The organism is Mesorhizobium sp. M1A.F.Ca.ET.072.01.1.1 (assembly GCF_004023325.1).
In the GTDB taxonomy this organism is placed as follows: Bacteria; Pseudomonadota; Alphaproteobacteria; order Rhizobiales; family Rhizobiaceae; genus Mesorhizobium.
On record NZ_RZSF01000004.1, the window covers coordinates 22,185 to 37,827 of the forward strand.

A 15,643-nucleotide genomic window follows, 5' to 3' on the forward strand; every position below is an offset into this window, starting at 1 on the left:
GGGTTGCCGCATGCGCTTGATCCAGCCGCCCTCACGCAGCTGCCGGTCCGGCTTCACGCAGCAAATCGTCAGCTTTGTCCGTCTTCTCCCAAGTGAACTCAGGCTCTTCACGCCCGAAGTGTCCGTATGTCGCCGTCTTGCGGTATATCGGCCGTAAGAGATCAAGCATCTTGATGATGCCTTTCGGTCGGAGATTGAAAACCTCGAGAACAAGGCGCTCGATCCTTTTTTCCTCGATCCTTGCGGTTCCGAAGGTATTGACCATGACAGAAACCGGACTGGCCACGCCGATCGCGTAGGCAAGCTGAACCTCGCAGACCTCTGCAAGGCCGCTGGCAACGATGTTCTTCGCGACATACCGGGCGGCATAGGCCGCCGAGCGGTCAACCTTGGATGGGTCCTTGCCCGAAAAGGCACCGCCGCCGTGACGCCCGGTCCCACCGTAGGAATCGACGATGATCTTCCGTCCTGTGAGGCCGCAGTCGCCGGCAGGCCCACCGACCACGAACCGCCCTGTTGGGTTGACCAGAAATCTGATCCCCGAAGTATCCAGGTGGGCCGGCAGGACCGGTTTTATGATCTCCTCAATGACGCCTTCGCGGACCGTGGCTTGTGAGACCGCTTCGTCATGCTGCGTTGACAGGACTATGGTATCCAGCGCCACCGGGCGGAGCCCTTCGTAGCGTACCGACACTTGAGATTTCACGTCCGGACGCAGCCAGCCAAGCTGTCCCGCTTTCCGGACCTCGGCCTGTCTTTTCGTCAAATGGTGAGCGAGTTGGATCGGCAGGGGCATCAATGTATCCGTCTCGTTGCATGCGAATCCAAACATGATGCCCTGATCCCCTGCCCCTTGCCCGAGATCCTGCCCTCGTCCTTCATCAACGCCCTGGCTTATGTCGGGCGACTGCTCGGTGAGGGCCAGAACGACGGCGCAACGTCGACCATCAAAGCCAATCGCATCATCGTCGTAGCCAATATCGAGTATCGTATCGCGGGCGACTTGGCTGTAATCGATGTGGGCATGGCTGGTGATCTCGCCAGCCACAACGACCATCCCCGTCTTCACCAACACTTCACAGGCGACGCGCGCCTTCGGATCGGTGCGCAGGACCGCATCGAGAATGGCATCGGAGATGTTGTCTGCCATCTTGTCGGGGTGTCCCGCGCCGACGGATTCGGAAGAGAACACGAACTGCCTGGTCATAAAAATGCCCTCGCTTCAAGTGCTGGAGTTAGTGAGGAGTTTCTGGATTGGGGTGGCTTATCGGTCGCGGATGCCGGGAACATCGAACGCAGTGCAGAAGTCGGCAACGTCTCTTCGTACGCTCGCATGAACTTCCTGGTCATCGGGCTGGCGGCAGACCGAGTCGATGAAAGCGGCGATCTGCACCATCTCCGTTTCGCGCATGCCCATGGACGTCACCGCTGGTGTCCCTAAGCGGATGCCGCTTGTCAGCGCCGGATGCCGCCGGTCGCCCGGGACCATATTGAAATTCGCAATGATGCCTGCACGCGATAAGCGCTCCGCATAGGCTTTGCCTGACAGCGGCCGGTCCCGAAGATCAAGGATCAGCATGTGATTGTCAGTGCCCCCAGTGACGAGTTCATAACCTCGCTCCAGAAGCGCCTGGGCCAGAGCCTTGGCGTTGTGGACGATCTGCTGACCGTAGACACGAAAGGACGAGTTCGCTGCTTCCTGCAAAGCGACGGCAAGCGCGGCGATAGTATTCATATGCGGTCCGCCTTGCAGAAGAGGGAACACGGCGCAGATTGTGTTTGCTCTTCGGATGATGGAGGGGCTGATAACGGTCTTCATTCCTTGATAAAATGAAGCCACCCCGGGGACCGCGGATCGACTTGTGAGAGGTGCTGGTGACCACATCGCAATGGGACACGGGGTTCGGATGCACTCCTGCGACAACCAGGCCGCAGATGTGGGCGATGTCAGCCACCAGATACGAGTTCACCTCCGAAGCAATTTCGGCCATTGCCGCGTAGTCAAAAATACGCGGATAAGCAGTTCCGCCGACCCAAATTAGCTTCGGGCGTTCCCGCTTGGCGGTCTCGCGCAAGTGGTCATAGTCAATTTGCTGTGTCTTTTCGTGCAGCCTGTACGGGACGCGCTGATAATCGCTGCCGGAAAAATTGACGGACCAACCGTGAGTCAGATGGCCGCCTTCGGGTAAAGGCAAGCCCATGACTTTGTCACGGGGGCTCAAAAGCGCGCGATAGACAGCCTGGTTGGCTGGCGAGCCTGAATAAGGCTGGACGTTGGCGTGTTCACTGCCAAATAGCGCTTTCAGGCGCTCGATCGCGAGGGTCTCAAGCTCATCGACGATCTCGTTTCCGGCGTAGTAGCGCGCACCGGGGTATCCCTCGGCATACTTGTTGGTGAAAATCGACCCGGTCGCTTCCAACACCGCCGAGGAGGCAAAGTTCTCGGAGGCGATCAGTTTGAGAGTTGTCCGCTCCTGACGCTCCTGTCTTAGAAGCAGTTCGTGAACGCGGGAGTCGACGGCGGCTAAGTGAGGCCGCCCGTAAGTGTCGGGCTGCGCGATGGCGCCGCCGGCGGAGTTATCCATGGTAGTCGCGCTCCATTTGGACTGATCTATTTCACGATCAAGCAGGCGGTCCCTTCAACCGCGCGTCTTGTATTGCTTCCAGGCGTTGTAGGTCTCTTTTATGATGGCCATCATCGTGGGGCAGGAGATCGACCACCAATTGAGCCAGCCCGCCATCCTTGCCTCCTGCTTGCATATGGTACGAAGACTGCGGACGTTGTTCGTTGCAGCAAAGAAAGTTGGCTCTGCCCAGCCGCCGAACGTGGCGTCGAACCTGCTCGCGAGGCAGACTGGTAATATCGGCCAGCTCGCCGACGGTTAGATCCGCATGCGCGCAAAGGCCCAGGATTCGAAGGCGATCAAGATGCGCTGCCGTCCTTAGGCGATTTACCAGTGTCAACATTGGTTGGCATCAACCCGGACGGGATGCAGCAAGCCGCTAGCCCTTCTATCCCCATCAATCCGCATGAGACCTCTCTCGTCATTTGCTGTAAATCCGCTGGTATGGATGCTAATGGAAGATGGATCACAGTCCTTTCTACGACTAAGACGCCAGATATTGGGGCTAATGTACCACCTGACAGGAGACTACACTCACGAACATTATGTGAATTTTTTTTAACGTTGCTGAGAATCAAGGGTGAGGTTTGGCGAATGTCTCGCCGTCGACTGTCGAATCCTGCCCGACGGGATTATGGGGTGCGTAGCCTGCTTGTCCTTTCCACATGACCAGCGACGATGGGGCGGAGGCGGCAGACATAGCTCTGGAGCATGCTGCGGTATCTTTGGCCTGAAGCCGAGGAAGGCGGACCGTGGCTTCCGCGCCGCTGCCGGGAGCCCGCGAACAGGCCAAGTTGATCAGCCGGGTGTTGCCGTCATAGAGCGTGAGACCCAAAGCTGGCCAGCCGCGCCCTGAGGCTGACGCACCGCTCAGCGTCCACCTTGCTCTCGAAGCCCATCGGCATAGCGCCGATAACGACTTGACCGCGTGCGTGTCGACGAGCGATCGGTGAGCGCAAGGATCGAGGGTGCAGTGCAGGATAATGCTGTTTTAAATCAGCGCTGTTTTCAGCCGACTGCCTTGAGCGTGGGCACAAGGATATAGGCCCAAGGCAGGAGATCATCGTCTGCTGTTCGGGAGGCCGCCCTGGGCGCGCGACAGCCGTTCCTTCGGCTGCGCCGCTCCGCCACCATCCGCGCCGTGCCTTCCGGAGACCATTCCCGCTGCCGGCCGGCGCCCGTGAAAACCTCGACCCGGCGCACCGGCTCGAGATGGCTGGGCTCAGCGTAACTCTGAAGTCGTCATATACCGAAGCCTTCACAGACTTCGGACATCCCCCTCACAGTCCGATCCAGATGGCGTCAGGAACACCGCTGCGTTGATGCGGATGAACCCCTGCTTGTGCCACAATGACCCTTATGTCAGCGCGCGAGCCAAAGCTTCCGCGCAAGGCGACGGCTAGGATAAGGCAATGCCGACGAAGGGCACATTGCTTGCCACACTCTGGAATGATGGCATGCTCGGAAGGCCTAGGCTTTGCTCAGGGCCGCCTGCAAGGCGCGCTTTGAGGTTATTCACATAGCCTTCTGCGTAGTCCTGCGCCGTCGAGACCGAAAGATCAATGCCTGCCGCCAAGGCCTCTTCCATCAGGTGCTTTACGAGCCCATTTCGAATGGCCAGCTTGACCTCGGGGCCTGCGATAAGGCCGATCGCCTGCGCGGCCATATTGAGGCCAGCTTCCTCCAGCGCTCGCTTCATATCGCCTCCGTTAATGGCCGTACGCAGGAGATTGGCTGCTTGCGACTCAGCCTCGAGAACCATCGAGGCAAGATCGGCTACTTGTCCGAGGCCCGGAATGAAGCTGAGCAGTCCCACCGCCGTTGCCGCCAAGTCGAGCACTTTCGTCTCGATTTTGAGCACGGAGTCGACGACGTGCATGACGGCCCCGCCGTTCTTTTTGGCTGACTTAATGTCAGGCTGGTCCATCAGGCCCATCTTCATGTCCGCGACGGCATTCTGCTCTTCTGCGGTTTGGGCGCCGTGGGTGATTGGCTGCTGAACGTTGCGGTTCGCAGACGACATGTTTGTGCAAAAATGGGCAAAGTCTTTTTTGCTGATATTGCCGGAATCAACCGTATGCCCGCCGCCAAAGTCGAAGAATTTATGATGGGTCTTATAGCCCGTGATCGAATTGTTCAGGAGGCCAAACAGAAGAGGATCTGAAAGGAGCTGAGAGGCTGCTTCCCGCACTTTCGGATCAAGGCTCTTGTCGTCTTTCATTTTCGCCAGTTTGTCGCGAGTCAGAACACCGCTTCCAAAGAACGTGTCCTGATGGTCCTTGATCATCTCGACCGTATTCAGCTCAGTTTGCGTGAGGCTCATCGACGATGAGGCGACTTGCAGGAAATCCTCTTTGTGCATCTTCCCTTTCGAGCCACCGCACAACTGGTTCCAAGCATCGGGGTGATCGAGGAAATATTGCGCCGCCGCAATGACCTGGGGCGGAAATTTGCCGTTTTTCGATTCGCCGCCGACCATTTTCTTGAACTCATCCAGACTCAGGTCCTTGGACAGATTTTCGGAGTACCGGTAAAACTCCCGCAAGGCATCGCTCAAGGTCATGACCGAAGGCTGCAAACCTCCGCTGCCGTCGGATGGTATGTAGTTCTGCTCGTAGCTTCGCGCTTGGGCTTCCTGAAATGCAGCAACTTGTGGGTGGTGGTTTGAAAATCCGGCCAAGTCCTTGGCGTTGATCTTGCCTCCACAGCGGCCGTCGCCCTGCGAGCCAATCGCATAAAAAAGTCCCGAATCCTGCTGCAGTCCCTGGATCGCCGCTTTCAGATCCGGTGGCGTAGAGGGATCATTGGCTTTGTCGGTCAACGACTTCCAAGTAAGCGGGCATTGGTCCTTGTGACGGTTGAGTACCGCAACAATCTGCAACTCAGCCGTGGTCAGCGACCCACCGTTCCACGTGATTCCGGGGCTCGGCCTGGGAGCCGGCTCGATCTTCGGAGTGACGCCGAGCAGATGTTGGGCTTCAGTCGCCTTGGAGCGTTGCGATTGGTCCTCCTTGAGAGCCGCCCTCATATTTGGCGGCAGCAGATCCAGTGGGTGTTGCTCCAAGCCATTCAATGTCAAGACATCCGGTGCCAGATGGCCCAAAGGGTCCTGCCGCAATTTATCCATTGTCGAATCAAGATTCGACGCTGGCAGATCCCCTTGCGCGAAAGAGCCGGGCTTGTCTGCCAGCACACAAGTGGACAGCATCGCTTCGAAGCACGATGCACTTTGCTGATGCTGGGTCGCAAAATGGGAAACTTTCAGGCCCGGCCAACCCCTTGCGGACTGTAGCGAATTTGAGCGGTAGAAAGTTGAAAGATTACTGGCCGACATTATGCATCCTCAGACGTGACGTTGAAATCCCCACAAGAGACCCCGACAGAAGATCCCTTGCGTTTCACAAAATTCGACAATTCCAAGCGTCGGCAGGTCACGAATGCGCCTGCCCTGCCTTCAATTGCTGTGTTCCGGGCCGGCTCCAAGGTTCGGTCCAACACAATGGCCGGAGTCACCGCGAGAGCTGCCGGGACTCATCATGAGCGGATTAGCTTTCGAGAAACTGACGAGTTTGCGAAGAGTTCACAAAGGGGTAGCCGCAGTCATGTTCTTCAGAGCTGCGGGAAATCCTCAATGTTCATTTCTTGCCCAGCTCAGGCTTCCCGCCAACGCTATCCTGTTGTGGGATGTCAGAAGAATAAGAAGCATCCGGTCGTCCGTCGCGAACGACCGTAGTGGAGGAGCCGCGAAACAAGATCAGCACTGATTCCTTTGGCGTTGCCGCTATGTGAGTCTGCGCCTGCGCCTGCGCCACCAAGCCGTTAAAGGTCTGCTCCACGAGTGCGACGAAGCGCGGTGGACCGGAAACGAAGACGAGGCCATTGCCTGGCACGGGTTTGACCACATAGCGCTCGTCGGAGATATCAAGCTTGTCGAGAGCCCCCTTGAACGCATCGAAGCGAATCGACGTCATCAAAAGCATTCGAGTTTGCGATTCTTGTGCAGCAGACACATAGAGCACAAGGCCGTCATAGTACCATTGTAGACCGTAAAGGTTCGTCAAGCGGTCGAGGAACGCGCGCGGTGGCAAATCAGGCATACGTCCGCGAATTCGCCCCTTCACCGCAGGACTGATGTTGACCCTGATATTCAGGTTGTTGCCGAATTCCTGCAACGCTGCAGCGAGCTCCTGATCCAGAACCGTGTATCTATAGGGTGTCGCCGGAAGGGACAGCGGGACTGCATGCGCCGGGTGAATCCCGGTGGACAGAAAAAACCCGGCACAAAGAAGTCTCAAAACATGCAGGGTGACGGGTTGGATAAGCGTTCTCGGCATGTCGCACTGATAAACCAAACGCTGAAATCATCACAAGTGACTAAATTGCCGAAGAGATTTTAGATTGTCGAAATGACGCCGCCGTTAGTCAGCTTGTTGTCAGCTTGCCCCCCTAGGAGTGTTGCGCCGACACCGGGTGATGAATGGGCGGGGCTCGCCCGGTCAGAGAGAGCAACCGAGTCCTTACATGATGATGCCTGTCACGTCGATCTCTGCCACTCTAACGGCTGGCCTCCCCAGGGTCGGATCACCGTCGATTGTCGAGCAGGCCCAGTTTGAGCGCGCCTTAGGGCATGCAGCCGACTCGCTGAAAAACGATGCCGCCGCGGGGCCAGCGAGTGCGGCGCCAGTTGCTGCGGCGATGGATGTTCAGCGCGCGGCTGCGCCGACGAGCGGCATGGGCGATCGCGTGTTGCAGACGATTTCCTCCCTATATCCACACAACACTGTTTCCTTCCCCGCGCTCGACCATGACATAGCCCTTTCGAAGGGCGCTCTACCGGGACCGGCGCAGAAGCTTCCCGTTCCAGGTGAGGCGGGAACCGGAATCTCGGGCATTCCCCAACAAGGGCAAGACTTCGAAACGATGATGGCTGGTCTTCGGGATGTTTACAACGGCGTCACCCAGGTGGCGCTTATCTCCAAAGGCGTCAGCGGCGTCACATCATCCGTGAATAAACTTTTGAAGGAAGGCTGAACCGCGCGCATGATTGGCTTGGCCGAGGGCGAAATCATGCGTGGCCTGTCAGGGTGGCGGTCGGTTAGACTTGTCATGCTGCCAGTTCTCGTCGCCCTCACTGCTTGCAAAGCCGACCTCTACACGCAATTGCAAGAGCGTGAGGCAAATGAAATGCTCGCACTTCTTGAAGACAACGGGGTCGCCGCGATCCGGGTGGTCGCCAAGGATGGAACCAGCACGATCCAGGTTGACGAAAAGCTGCTCGCCTTCTCAATCAACCTTCTGAACGCCAAGGGGCTGCCGCGCCAATCCTTCAAGAACCTCGGTGAGATATTCCAAGGATCAGGCCTGATTGCCTCGCCGACCGAAGAGCGTGCCCGTTACGTGTATGCCCTGAGCGAAGAGTTGTCGCGGACGATCAGCGATATCGATGGCGTTTTTTCTGTACGTGTTCACGTCGTGCTGCCGCATAACGACCTTGTGCGAGCCGGTGCCACGCCATCCTCGGCCTCGGTGTTTATCAGGCACGACGCAAAAACAAATGTCGCGGCTCTGCTGCCAAAGATAAAGATGCTTGTAGCCGACAGCATCGAAGGCCTGTCCTACGATAAGGTGGAAGTGGTTTTGGTGCCGGTAGAACGGTCCGCACACGAGCAACGGCCCGATCCGACTGCTGTTTTGCCACAAGCATCACTACCTCTTCCTGCGCCACTTCTGGCGACCGTAACAGGTTTTGCCGCAGCCGTATTCGCCGTGGCCTGTTATCTCTTGATCGGCGTTGTTACGCGTCGGCGCAAGCAATCAACCGGCGTTTCCAAGGTCGAGGGGCGCCGGGATGCTTCTGCTGTCGAGGCCATTCGCAAAAGAATGCCTGCAATTGGACGTGGGTGACATCTCATTGCCAATGCCTATACAGACCGCCCGACCTGATGGTCCGCACTTTCCGGGCGCGAGCGAGCTTGCGGCTTCGGCCCATCCAACCCGTCTTGCGGCGCGTCTTGATCCAGCGTTATCGGCCGAAACGTTAGTGAAGTTGCAGAAGTGTTCCAGACTGCATCCAAGGCTGGCAGAATTGCTGGGCAACGATGACGTGGATCTGAACCACATCGGCTGCAGGCCGGACCTTCTACGCGGGCATGATCCATATCGAGCGGCCCTTCTTGCTGGTAGTATCTGGCATGCCCGTTCGCTGGTCGCGTTTGTCTCTCAGCCTGAGCTTGCCATCCTTGTTAAACGCATCGGCGTGGATGCACACGCATTCGGAATCCGACACCTGCTGCATGCTGTTGACAAAAGACTGATCTCGGACCCAGAAAAACTCGCTCAGCAAATCGAATACGATGGACACGCATGTCTTGGAGCTTGGCTCCAGGACAGTTCAGCGACCGAGCGTAACCGCGTGCTTCTTCGATTGCCCGAGGGGACTGCCGCGGAGACTCCAGCACATGAGCATTGGACCGCCGCCGGCCAATTGCTTTCACTTGTAGTAGCTCATTTTGAGACAGAGACCCCGGTGAAATGACAGTCGAACTTTCCGAGGGGCCAATAGCGCCGCAGATGCGTCCAGTCGGACCACTGATACCCGCGAGCGAGCTCGAAACCTGGCACAGCGCCGCGCAAGCCCTTGCCGCGGCAGAACGGCATCGGCAGCGCGTTCGAAACTGGGCACGCGCGGTTTACCAGCGGGCGTGGGCGCGCGGCCACATGGAGGGCTCGAATGCAGGCACCGAGGAGATGGCAGGGTTGATTGCGGAGACAATCTCCGAAATCGCGCGACGAAAGGCGGCTCTGGAGCAGGAATTGCCGCAGCTCGTGATGGAAATATTGAGCGATCTTATCGGCGCTTTCGATCCGGGCGAGCTATTGGTGAGGGCTGTTCGTCACGCCATAGAGTGTCAATACAGCGGCGCCGACGTTTGCCTTCATGTTTCTCCCATGCAAGTCGACATGCTTGCACGAGAGTTTGCTCGATGCGACGGCCAGGATGGTCGACCAAGGGTGCGGATCGAGCCCGACCCGACATTGTCGCCGCAACGCTGCGTGCTGTGGAGCGAGTACGGCAATGTTGACCTTGGACTTGACGCCCAGATGCGCGCGCTGCGCCTTGGTTTCGGGACGCTCTGTGAGAAAGGCGAGCTATGAGAAAGCCCGTCCCAGAACATAACGCTGACGCCGACACTCGAGCTCTCGTTCCAGCAATCTCGTCTTTGAGGGCTGCGGCCAAGCGAATTGACACGCGTGCGGTGCGCGGTCGGATCACGCGGGCTATCGGCACACTGGTTCATGCCGTCTTGCCAGACACTCGTATTGGGGAACTTTGCCTCCTAGAGGACCCGCGAACCGGGCTGTCGCTCGAGGCCGAGGTGATCGGCCTGTCGGGTGATGGTGTATTGCTGACACCGATCGGGGACTTGGTGGGCCTATCCAGCCGCGCAGAGGTCGTGGCCACTGGCCGAATGCGTGAGGTGCCCGTCGGCGGCGATTTGCTCGGTCGCGTGATCGACAGTCGTTGCCGCCCATTGGACGGCAAAGGCGAAATCAAGACCGTCGAAACTCGGCCCCTGCATGGCAGAGCCCCCAATCCGATGACGAGGCGCATGATTGAGCGGCCATTCCCGCTTGGGGTCCGTGTCCTCGATGGTCTGCTGACGTGCGGCGAGGGCCAGCGGATCGGGATTTATGGCGAGCCAGGTGGTGGCAAGTCGACGCTGTTGTCACAGATCGTAAAGGGTGCCGCCGCTGACGTCGTCATAGTGGCGCTCATAGGCGAACGTGGACGGGAAGTTCGTGAATTCATCGAAAGGAATCTTGGTGAAGAGGGCCTTCTCCGTACGGTCGTCGTGGTTGAAACATCCGACCGCTCGGCGGTAGAGCGTGCGCAATGCGCTCCAATGGCGACTGCGCTCGCGGAATATTTCCGCGATCAAGGCCTACGCGTTGCTCTCATGCTGGATTCGCTGACGCGCTTCTGCCGCGCTATGCGCGAAATAGGCCTTGCTGCGGGTGAGCCGCCGACGCGACGGGGCTTTCCTCCTTCCGTTTTTGGCATGCTGCCAGGCCTGCTCGAGCGCGCCGGCATGGGTGAGCGGGGCTCAATCACGGCCTTCTATACGGTGCTTGTAGAGGGTGATGGCACGGGTGATCCAATCGCCGAGGAATCGCGTGGTATTCTCGATGGCCATGTCATCCTCTCACGCGCTATTGCGGCGCGATCGCATTTCCCCGCTATTGATGTGCTGCAGAGTCGCAGCCGCGTCATGGATGCAGTCGTTTCGGGGACACATCGCAAGGCAGCATCCATTTTCCGCGAGCTCCTGTCGCGCTATGCCGAGACCGAGTTCTTGATCAATGTTGGCGAATACAAGCCAGGTGGAGATCCCCTGACTGACCGGGCTGTCGCGTCAATCGACGAACTGAGGGAGTTTCTGCGCCAGAGCGAAGATGACGCGTCAGATTTCGAGGAGACGGTCGCATGGATGTCGCGTCTGACCGCGTAAACTGGATTCAGTCTTCGAGGTTACGGCTTCTGAAGGAAATGCAAGAGCGTCGTGCCCTTGGCGAGCTGTCCAAGAAGGAAGCCCAGCGCGATGTGGCCGCCTCAGCCGTACAAAATGCCTCTAGGGAGCTTGCAATGATACAGCAACATTGTTCAAGAAAAGAAGCAGCGCTCTATCAGCATCTGATGTCACTCGACAACTTGTCTAGCGCAGCGCTCGACCGTCACCGCCTTCACACTGAACAACTTGCCGCTGAGATCAATTCCAGACGGCAGATGCTTGATGATACCCAAATCGCTCAAGAGGAGGCTGAGATGGCGGCGTCCAGGACGAGGGAGCTATGGGTCATATGTTCGGCGGCAAGGGACAAATGGCAACAAATCGAGGACGACGTGCGGCGCGCCGTCGAGACTCATTCGGAGGCCGCAGCCGAGATCGAGGCCGACGATGAGATACTGCTGAAATATGCGAGGGGGTCGCTTGCCTAAATGCCGCGCAACCGGATCCGACGGTCGCAAGAGGTCGTCCGAATGACACGACCGTGCAGTCTTTGATAGGCGCTGCGGTCACACCCGCCATGTTCGAACCAGTTCTGAAACTGTCCCACACGGTTGTCTCGTGGCTCAATGATACAGCAGCGCCGCGCACGCCGTTTCAAAGCCGGATCAACGAGGTGCCGCTATCGGTGCGAACGGCAGGGCTTGTCTGGCAGCAGGAACCTGCTGCCATTCCGATGCTTGACTGCGTCTGGAGAGTGGGAGCCGAAACGGTCATCTTGTCACTGTCGCGCCCGCTCGTAGAGGAGTTCATCACGACAGTGCAGAACGGCTTGGCCTTCCCTTCCGAGCCAACTGCTTCGCTAATTCTCGAACTCGCTCTGGAGCCGCTTGTCACTCGACTGGAGGAGACGACGCGTCTGAACGTGCAACTCGTGCGGGTATGCGAAGCCACGATGCTGGCTCCTCATCTTGAACTCGACATCATTTTCGGCGCGGTCAAGGGCAAGGGCCGTCTATTCCTGTTCACGCCACTTGACGGCTTAGTACCGCCTGCGTTTCGCGCGCTAGGCGAACTGCTTGCCCAGTTGCCGCGGCAGCTGGGCGGGCTGCCTCCAGAGCTCCCGCTCATTGTTGCAGGAGAGGTCGGCACGCTTCGCCTTCCTGCGGCGCTTCTTCGAAGCGCATGTGTCGGTGATGCATTGTTGCCCGATATTGCGCCGTTCGGCCGCGGCCAGATCACCCTAGCTGTCGGCCAGTTGTGCGCCGAGGCGGATCTTGACGGCGATGAATTAATCTTGCGGGGGCCTTTCCGCCCGCGACCGTGTCCTTTGGAGAGTGCGCATATGACACAACCCGGATCGCAACTGGAGCTTACTAAGGATCTCGACGATGTCGAGATCGTGCTTGTCTTTGAATGCGGCCGCTGGCCTATTTCTCTTGGGGAATTAAGAAGTGCCGGCGAAGGGCATATTTTTGAACTTGGATGGCCGATCGACGGCCCGGTCGACATAGTGGCCAATGGTCAGCGTATCGGGCGTGGCGACATTGTCCGCATCGGAGAAGAGCTGGGCATCAGGCTCCGTGGCGGGTTTGCATGCAATGAGTGAAGCTCAGCCGACAATCCTGGCGCTTCTTGCGGTTACCGCCGGACTCGGTCTGCTGGTTTTAGCAGTTGCCACGACAACGGCCTTTGTAAAGGTATCAATTGTTCTTTTCCTCGTCCGCAATGCGCTCGGGACCCAGACCATACCACCCAATGTGGTGCTGTACGCCGCGGCGATGATCCTCACTATGTTCGTTAGTGCGCCCGTTGCTGAGCAGACCTATGACCGCATGTCGGATCCCAAGCTCCACTATCAGACATTCGACGACTGGGTAAGCGCCGCTAAAGCCGGAAGTGAGCCCTTGCGCGAGCATCTCAAGAAATTCACAAATGAAGAGCAGCGGCGATTTTTCCTATCTTCGACAGAAAAGGTCTGGCCAGAGGAAATGCACGCTGCAGCCACGCCTGATGACTTTGCAATACTTGTACCATCTTTCTTGCTATCAGAATTGAAGCGCGGATTTGAGATAGGATTTCTACTTTATCTGCCTTTTATTGTTATAGATCTGATAGTGACAACTATCTTGATGGCAATGGGTATGTCGATGGTCTCACCAACTGTTATATCTGTCCCGTTCAAGATCTTCTTGTTTGTTGCCATTGATGGTTGGTCAAAATTGATGCATGGGCTTGTGCTGAGTTATACGTTACCGGGAGGCTGATCATCACTGAATCCAGCATCATTACTCTTATGAGCCAATCACTGGTGGTTTTCATGATCTGGATTCTACCGCCGCTCATTGCATCAGTGGTTGTCGGCCTCGTCATCGGCATCCTCCAGGCGGCGACGCAGATCCAGGATGAAAGCTTGCCGCTCACCGTGAAGCTTCTGGTCGTTGTCGCGGTGATTGGGCTGTTTGCTCCTGTGCTAAGCGCCCCGCTCATAGAGCTAGCCGATCAGATCTTCACCGAGTTTCCCGCAATGACACTTAGCTACTAGTCCGCCCCATGGACGCGCCATCGGCCGATATTCAAATTCTGATCCAGACGGCTCTCGAACTCGTCGTTGCGGCAGGTCTTGGGGCAGCCCGCGCGATGGGCATCATGCTGATCTTTCCCGTATTCACACGCTCGCAGATCAGTGGGCTGATCCGGGGCTGTTTGGCTGTTGGCTTCGCACTACCATGCCTGGCACACGTCAGCGGCGGATTGCCGGCGCTGGATCCTGATACGCGCCTGATCCAGCTAACCCTGCTCGGATTCAAGGAAGTTTTTGTCGGTGTACTCCTTGGCACTTTTCTTGGCATTCCGCTTTGGGGCCTTCAGGCTGCCGGGGAGCTTATCGACAACCAACGCGGCATCAGCAGCCCGACCGCTTCGGCCGATCCCGCGACGAACAGTCAGGCTTCCGCGATGGGCGTTTTTCTGGGGATCACTGCGATTGCCATATTCGTCGGATCAGGAGGCCTGGAAACTTTGATCAGTGTCCTGTACCGCAGCTACTTGATCTGGCCGGTGTATCAGTTTCACCCGACACTGAGTGGGCCAGGAGCAATGGAGTTGTTGGGGCTTCTCGACAGCATAATGCGCACGGCATTATTGGTATCGGGGCCTGTCGTGTTCTTCCTGATACTGATTGATATATCGATGATGCTGCTGCGTCGCTTTGCCCCGCAATTTAAGGCGAGCCAACTGTCTCCGGCAATCAAGAACATTGTCTTTCCAGTTCTCATGGTCACCTACGCTGCCTATCTGGTGGAGAGCATGAAACTGGAGGTCACACGTGCCAACGGCGTGCTGGAGTGGTTCGACAAATTGCTGCCATGAGCGACACAAGTGAAGAGAAGACACACGCCGCCAGCCCGAAGAAGTTAAGTGAAGCGCGCAAAAAAGGACAGCTGCCACGTAGCTCCGATTTCGTCCGCGCGGTCGGGACTTGCGCTGGGCTCGGCTACCTTTGGCTAAGAGGCAGCGTGATCGAGGACAAATGCCGGGAAGCGCTCCTATTAGCCACCAAGTTGCAGAGCCTACCTTTCGATACCGCGGTGCCGCAGGCATTGGTTGTGCTCGTCCAACTCACAGTCGCGGCTGTTGGCCCGCTGCTTGGAACCCTTGTCGCCGCGGTGATTTTGGCCAGCCTGCTAGCCAATGGTGGATTTGTCTTCTCTCTGGAGCCGATGAAGCTCAGCTTTAAGAAAATTGACCCCTTTGAAGGGCTGAAGCGCTTGGGGTCTGCTCGTTCCATGGTCGAAGTCTGCAAGACCATGTTCAAGGTATTGGTTCTCAGCGCAACCTTTTCCATTGTCCTTCTCGGGATGTGGAAGACAATGGTCCCTCTGCCGATCTGCGGCATGGGCTGTGTTGGCCTCATCTTTATGGAGACAAAATTGCTGATGGGAATTGGCGCCGGCGCACTGCTGGTCGGCGGACTGATCGATCTTCTGCTCCAGCGCGCGTTGTATCTGCGCGAAATGCGCATGACCAATACCGAAGTGACGCGCGAGTCGAAGGATCAGCAAGGAGCGCCAGAGTTGAAAGGTGAACAGCGTCGCATCCGCGAGGAGGCGGCCGACGAGCCTGCGCTTGGCGTGCATCGCGCCACGCTGGTCTTAACAGGAAGGGCGGTCCTGATCGGTCTGCGTTACGTTCGCGGTGAAACCGGGGTGCCGTTCTTAGTTTGCCGTGCCGAAGGTGAGCGCGTTTCACATGTGTTGAGCGAGGCGCGGGCACTACGCCTGACGATCGTCCATGACCATGTCTTAGCGCGTCAGCTGATAGGCACTACAAAACTCGGCCACGCGGTTCCTATGCAATATTTCCAGCCTGTCGCGAAAGCATTCTTTGCCGCAGGCTTGGCCTAGTCATTGGAAGTCCACGACTGCCCAGTTCAAAACTGACCTGGCTCCATGCTAGTGGCAAATGTCGGCTGGCCATCCGTGCCCCAGTGTCTCTGTCAGGCCAACCGCG

At 57.6% G+C, this 15,643-nt stretch carries 15 protein-coding genes and 1 pseudogene; 12 read left to right on the plus strand and 4 right to left on the minus strand.

The genetic code is table 11. The features are described from left to right. Positions 1-31 precede the first annotated feature (31 nt). Positions 32-1,207 (minus strand): methionine adenosyltransferase, encoded by a 1,176-nt coding sequence (gene metK / locus EOA32_RS01240; protein ID WP_063169265.1) that lies wholly within the window; start codon positions 1,205-1,207, stop codon positions 32-34. A gap of 57 nt (positions 1,208-1,264) precedes the next feature. Continuing rightward, positions 1,265-2,585, minus strand: a pseudogene (glyA, locus tag EOA32_RS01245) (serine hydroxymethyltransferase). Positions 2,586-2,685: 100 nt separating this feature from the next. On the opposite strand from glyA, the gene EOA32_RS38320 reads away from it, so the two are divergent. After that, on the plus strand, positions 2,686-2,886 hold the full coding sequence (locus EOA32_RS38320; protein WP_024505365.1) for a hypothetical protein: 201 nt from the start codon (positions 2,686-2,688) through the stop codon (positions 2,884-2,886). A 1,137-nt stretch (positions 2,887-4,023) separates the two neighbouring features. Here EOA32_RS38320 and EOA32_RS01260 read toward each other — a convergent pair. Together EOA32_RS01260 and EOA32_RS01265 are read right to left on the minus strand one after the other, a co-directional pair. Continuing rightward, positions 4,024-5,958: an HrpF/NolX family T3SS translocon protein gene (locus EOA32_RS01260; RefSeq protein ID WP_024505366.1), complete on the minus strand. Its 1,935-nt coding sequence runs from the start codon at positions 5,956-5,958 to the stop codon at positions 4,024-4,026. A 301-nt stretch (positions 5,959-6,259) separates the two neighbouring features. After that, positions 6,260-6,958, minus strand: coding sequence for a secretin N-terminal domain-containing protein (locus tag EOA32_RS01265; RefSeq protein ID WP_024505367.1), 699 nt, complete (start codon positions 6,956-6,958; stop codon positions 6,260-6,262). Between the two features lie 187 nt (positions 6,959-7,145). Here EOA32_RS01265 and EOA32_RS01270 point away from each other — a divergent pair, with 187 nt between their 5' ends. The 11 genes from EOA32_RS01270 (at position 7,146) to EOA32_RS01320 (ending at position 15,537) form a co-directional block, all read left to right on the plus strand. Then, a complete protein-coding gene (locus EOA32_RS01270) occupies positions 7,146-7,655 on the plus strand; it encodes a nodulation protein NolB (RefSeq protein WP_024505368.1) in 510 nt (169 codons plus the stop codon). Positions 7,656-7,664: 9 nt separating this feature from the next. Next, the gene (gene sctJ, locus EOA32_RS01275) at positions 7,665-8,528 is read left to right on the plus strand and encodes a type III secretion inner membrane ring lipoprotein SctJ (protein ID WP_024505369.1); all 864 of its coding nucleotides are present in this window, start codon (positions 7,665-7,667) and stop codon (positions 8,526-8,528) included. Then, positions 8,521-9,159, plus strand: a complete 639-nt coding sequence (locus tag EOA32_RS01280) for a nodulation protein NolU (protein WP_306462680.1) — start codon at positions 8,521-8,523, stop codon at positions 9,157-9,159. Before sctJ ends, EOA32_RS01280 begins: the two co-directional genes overlap by 8 nt. Next, positions 9,156-9,779, plus strand: a complete 624-nt coding sequence (sctL, locus tag EOA32_RS01285; protein WP_024505371.1) for a type III secretion system stator protein SctL — start codon at positions 9,156-9,158, stop codon at positions 9,777-9,779. The genes EOA32_RS01280 and sctL overlap by 4 nt, the downstream gene beginning before the upstream one ends. Further along, complete coding sequence (gene sctN / locus EOA32_RS01290) at positions 9,776-11,134, plus strand: type III secretion system ATPase SctN (RefSeq protein ID WP_024505372.1); 1,359 nt, start codon at positions 9,776-9,778, stop codon at positions 11,132-11,134. Before sctL ends, sctN begins: the two co-directional genes overlap by 4 nt. Further along, complete coding sequence (locus EOA32_RS01295; protein WP_032899688.1) at positions 11,110-11,622, plus strand: hypothetical protein; 513 nt, start codon at positions 11,110-11,112, stop codon at positions 11,620-11,622. Before sctN ends, EOA32_RS01295 begins: the two co-directional genes overlap by 25 nt. An 89-nt stretch (positions 11,623-11,711) precedes the next feature. Beyond that, on the plus strand, positions 11,712-12,740 hold the full coding sequence (sctQ, locus tag EOA32_RS01300) for a type III secretion system cytoplasmic ring protein SctQ (RefSeq protein ID WP_095769044.1): 1,029 nt from the start codon (positions 11,712-11,714) through the stop codon (positions 12,738-12,740). After that, the gene (sctR, locus tag EOA32_RS01305; protein ID WP_029354851.1) at positions 12,733-13,398 is read left to right on the plus strand and encodes a type III secretion system export apparatus subunit SctR; all 666 of its coding nucleotides are present in this window, start codon (positions 12,733-12,735) and stop codon (positions 13,396-13,398) included. Before sctQ ends, sctR begins: the two co-directional genes overlap by 8 nt. Positions 13,399-13,400: 2 nt before the next feature. After that, the gene (locus EOA32_RS01310; RefSeq protein ID WP_024505375.1) at positions 13,401-13,676 is read left to right on the plus strand and encodes an EscS/YscS/HrcS family type III secretion system export apparatus protein; all 276 of its coding nucleotides are present in this window, start codon (positions 13,401-13,403) and stop codon (positions 13,674-13,676) included. Between the two features lie 8 nt (positions 13,677-13,684). Further along, positions 13,685-14,503: a type III secretion system export apparatus subunit SctT gene (gene sctT, locus EOA32_RS01315; RefSeq protein ID WP_024505376.1), complete on the plus strand. Its 819-nt coding sequence runs from the start codon at positions 13,685-13,687 to the stop codon at positions 14,501-14,503. Then, positions 14,500-15,537: an EscU/YscU/HrcU family type III secretion system export apparatus switch protein gene (locus EOA32_RS01320; RefSeq protein ID WP_024505377.1), complete on the plus strand. Its 1,038-nt coding sequence runs from the start codon at positions 14,500-14,502 to the stop codon at positions 15,535-15,537. Before sctT ends, EOA32_RS01320 begins: the two co-directional genes overlap by 4 nt. The last annotated feature ends 106 nt before the right edge of the window (positions 15,538-15,643 follow it).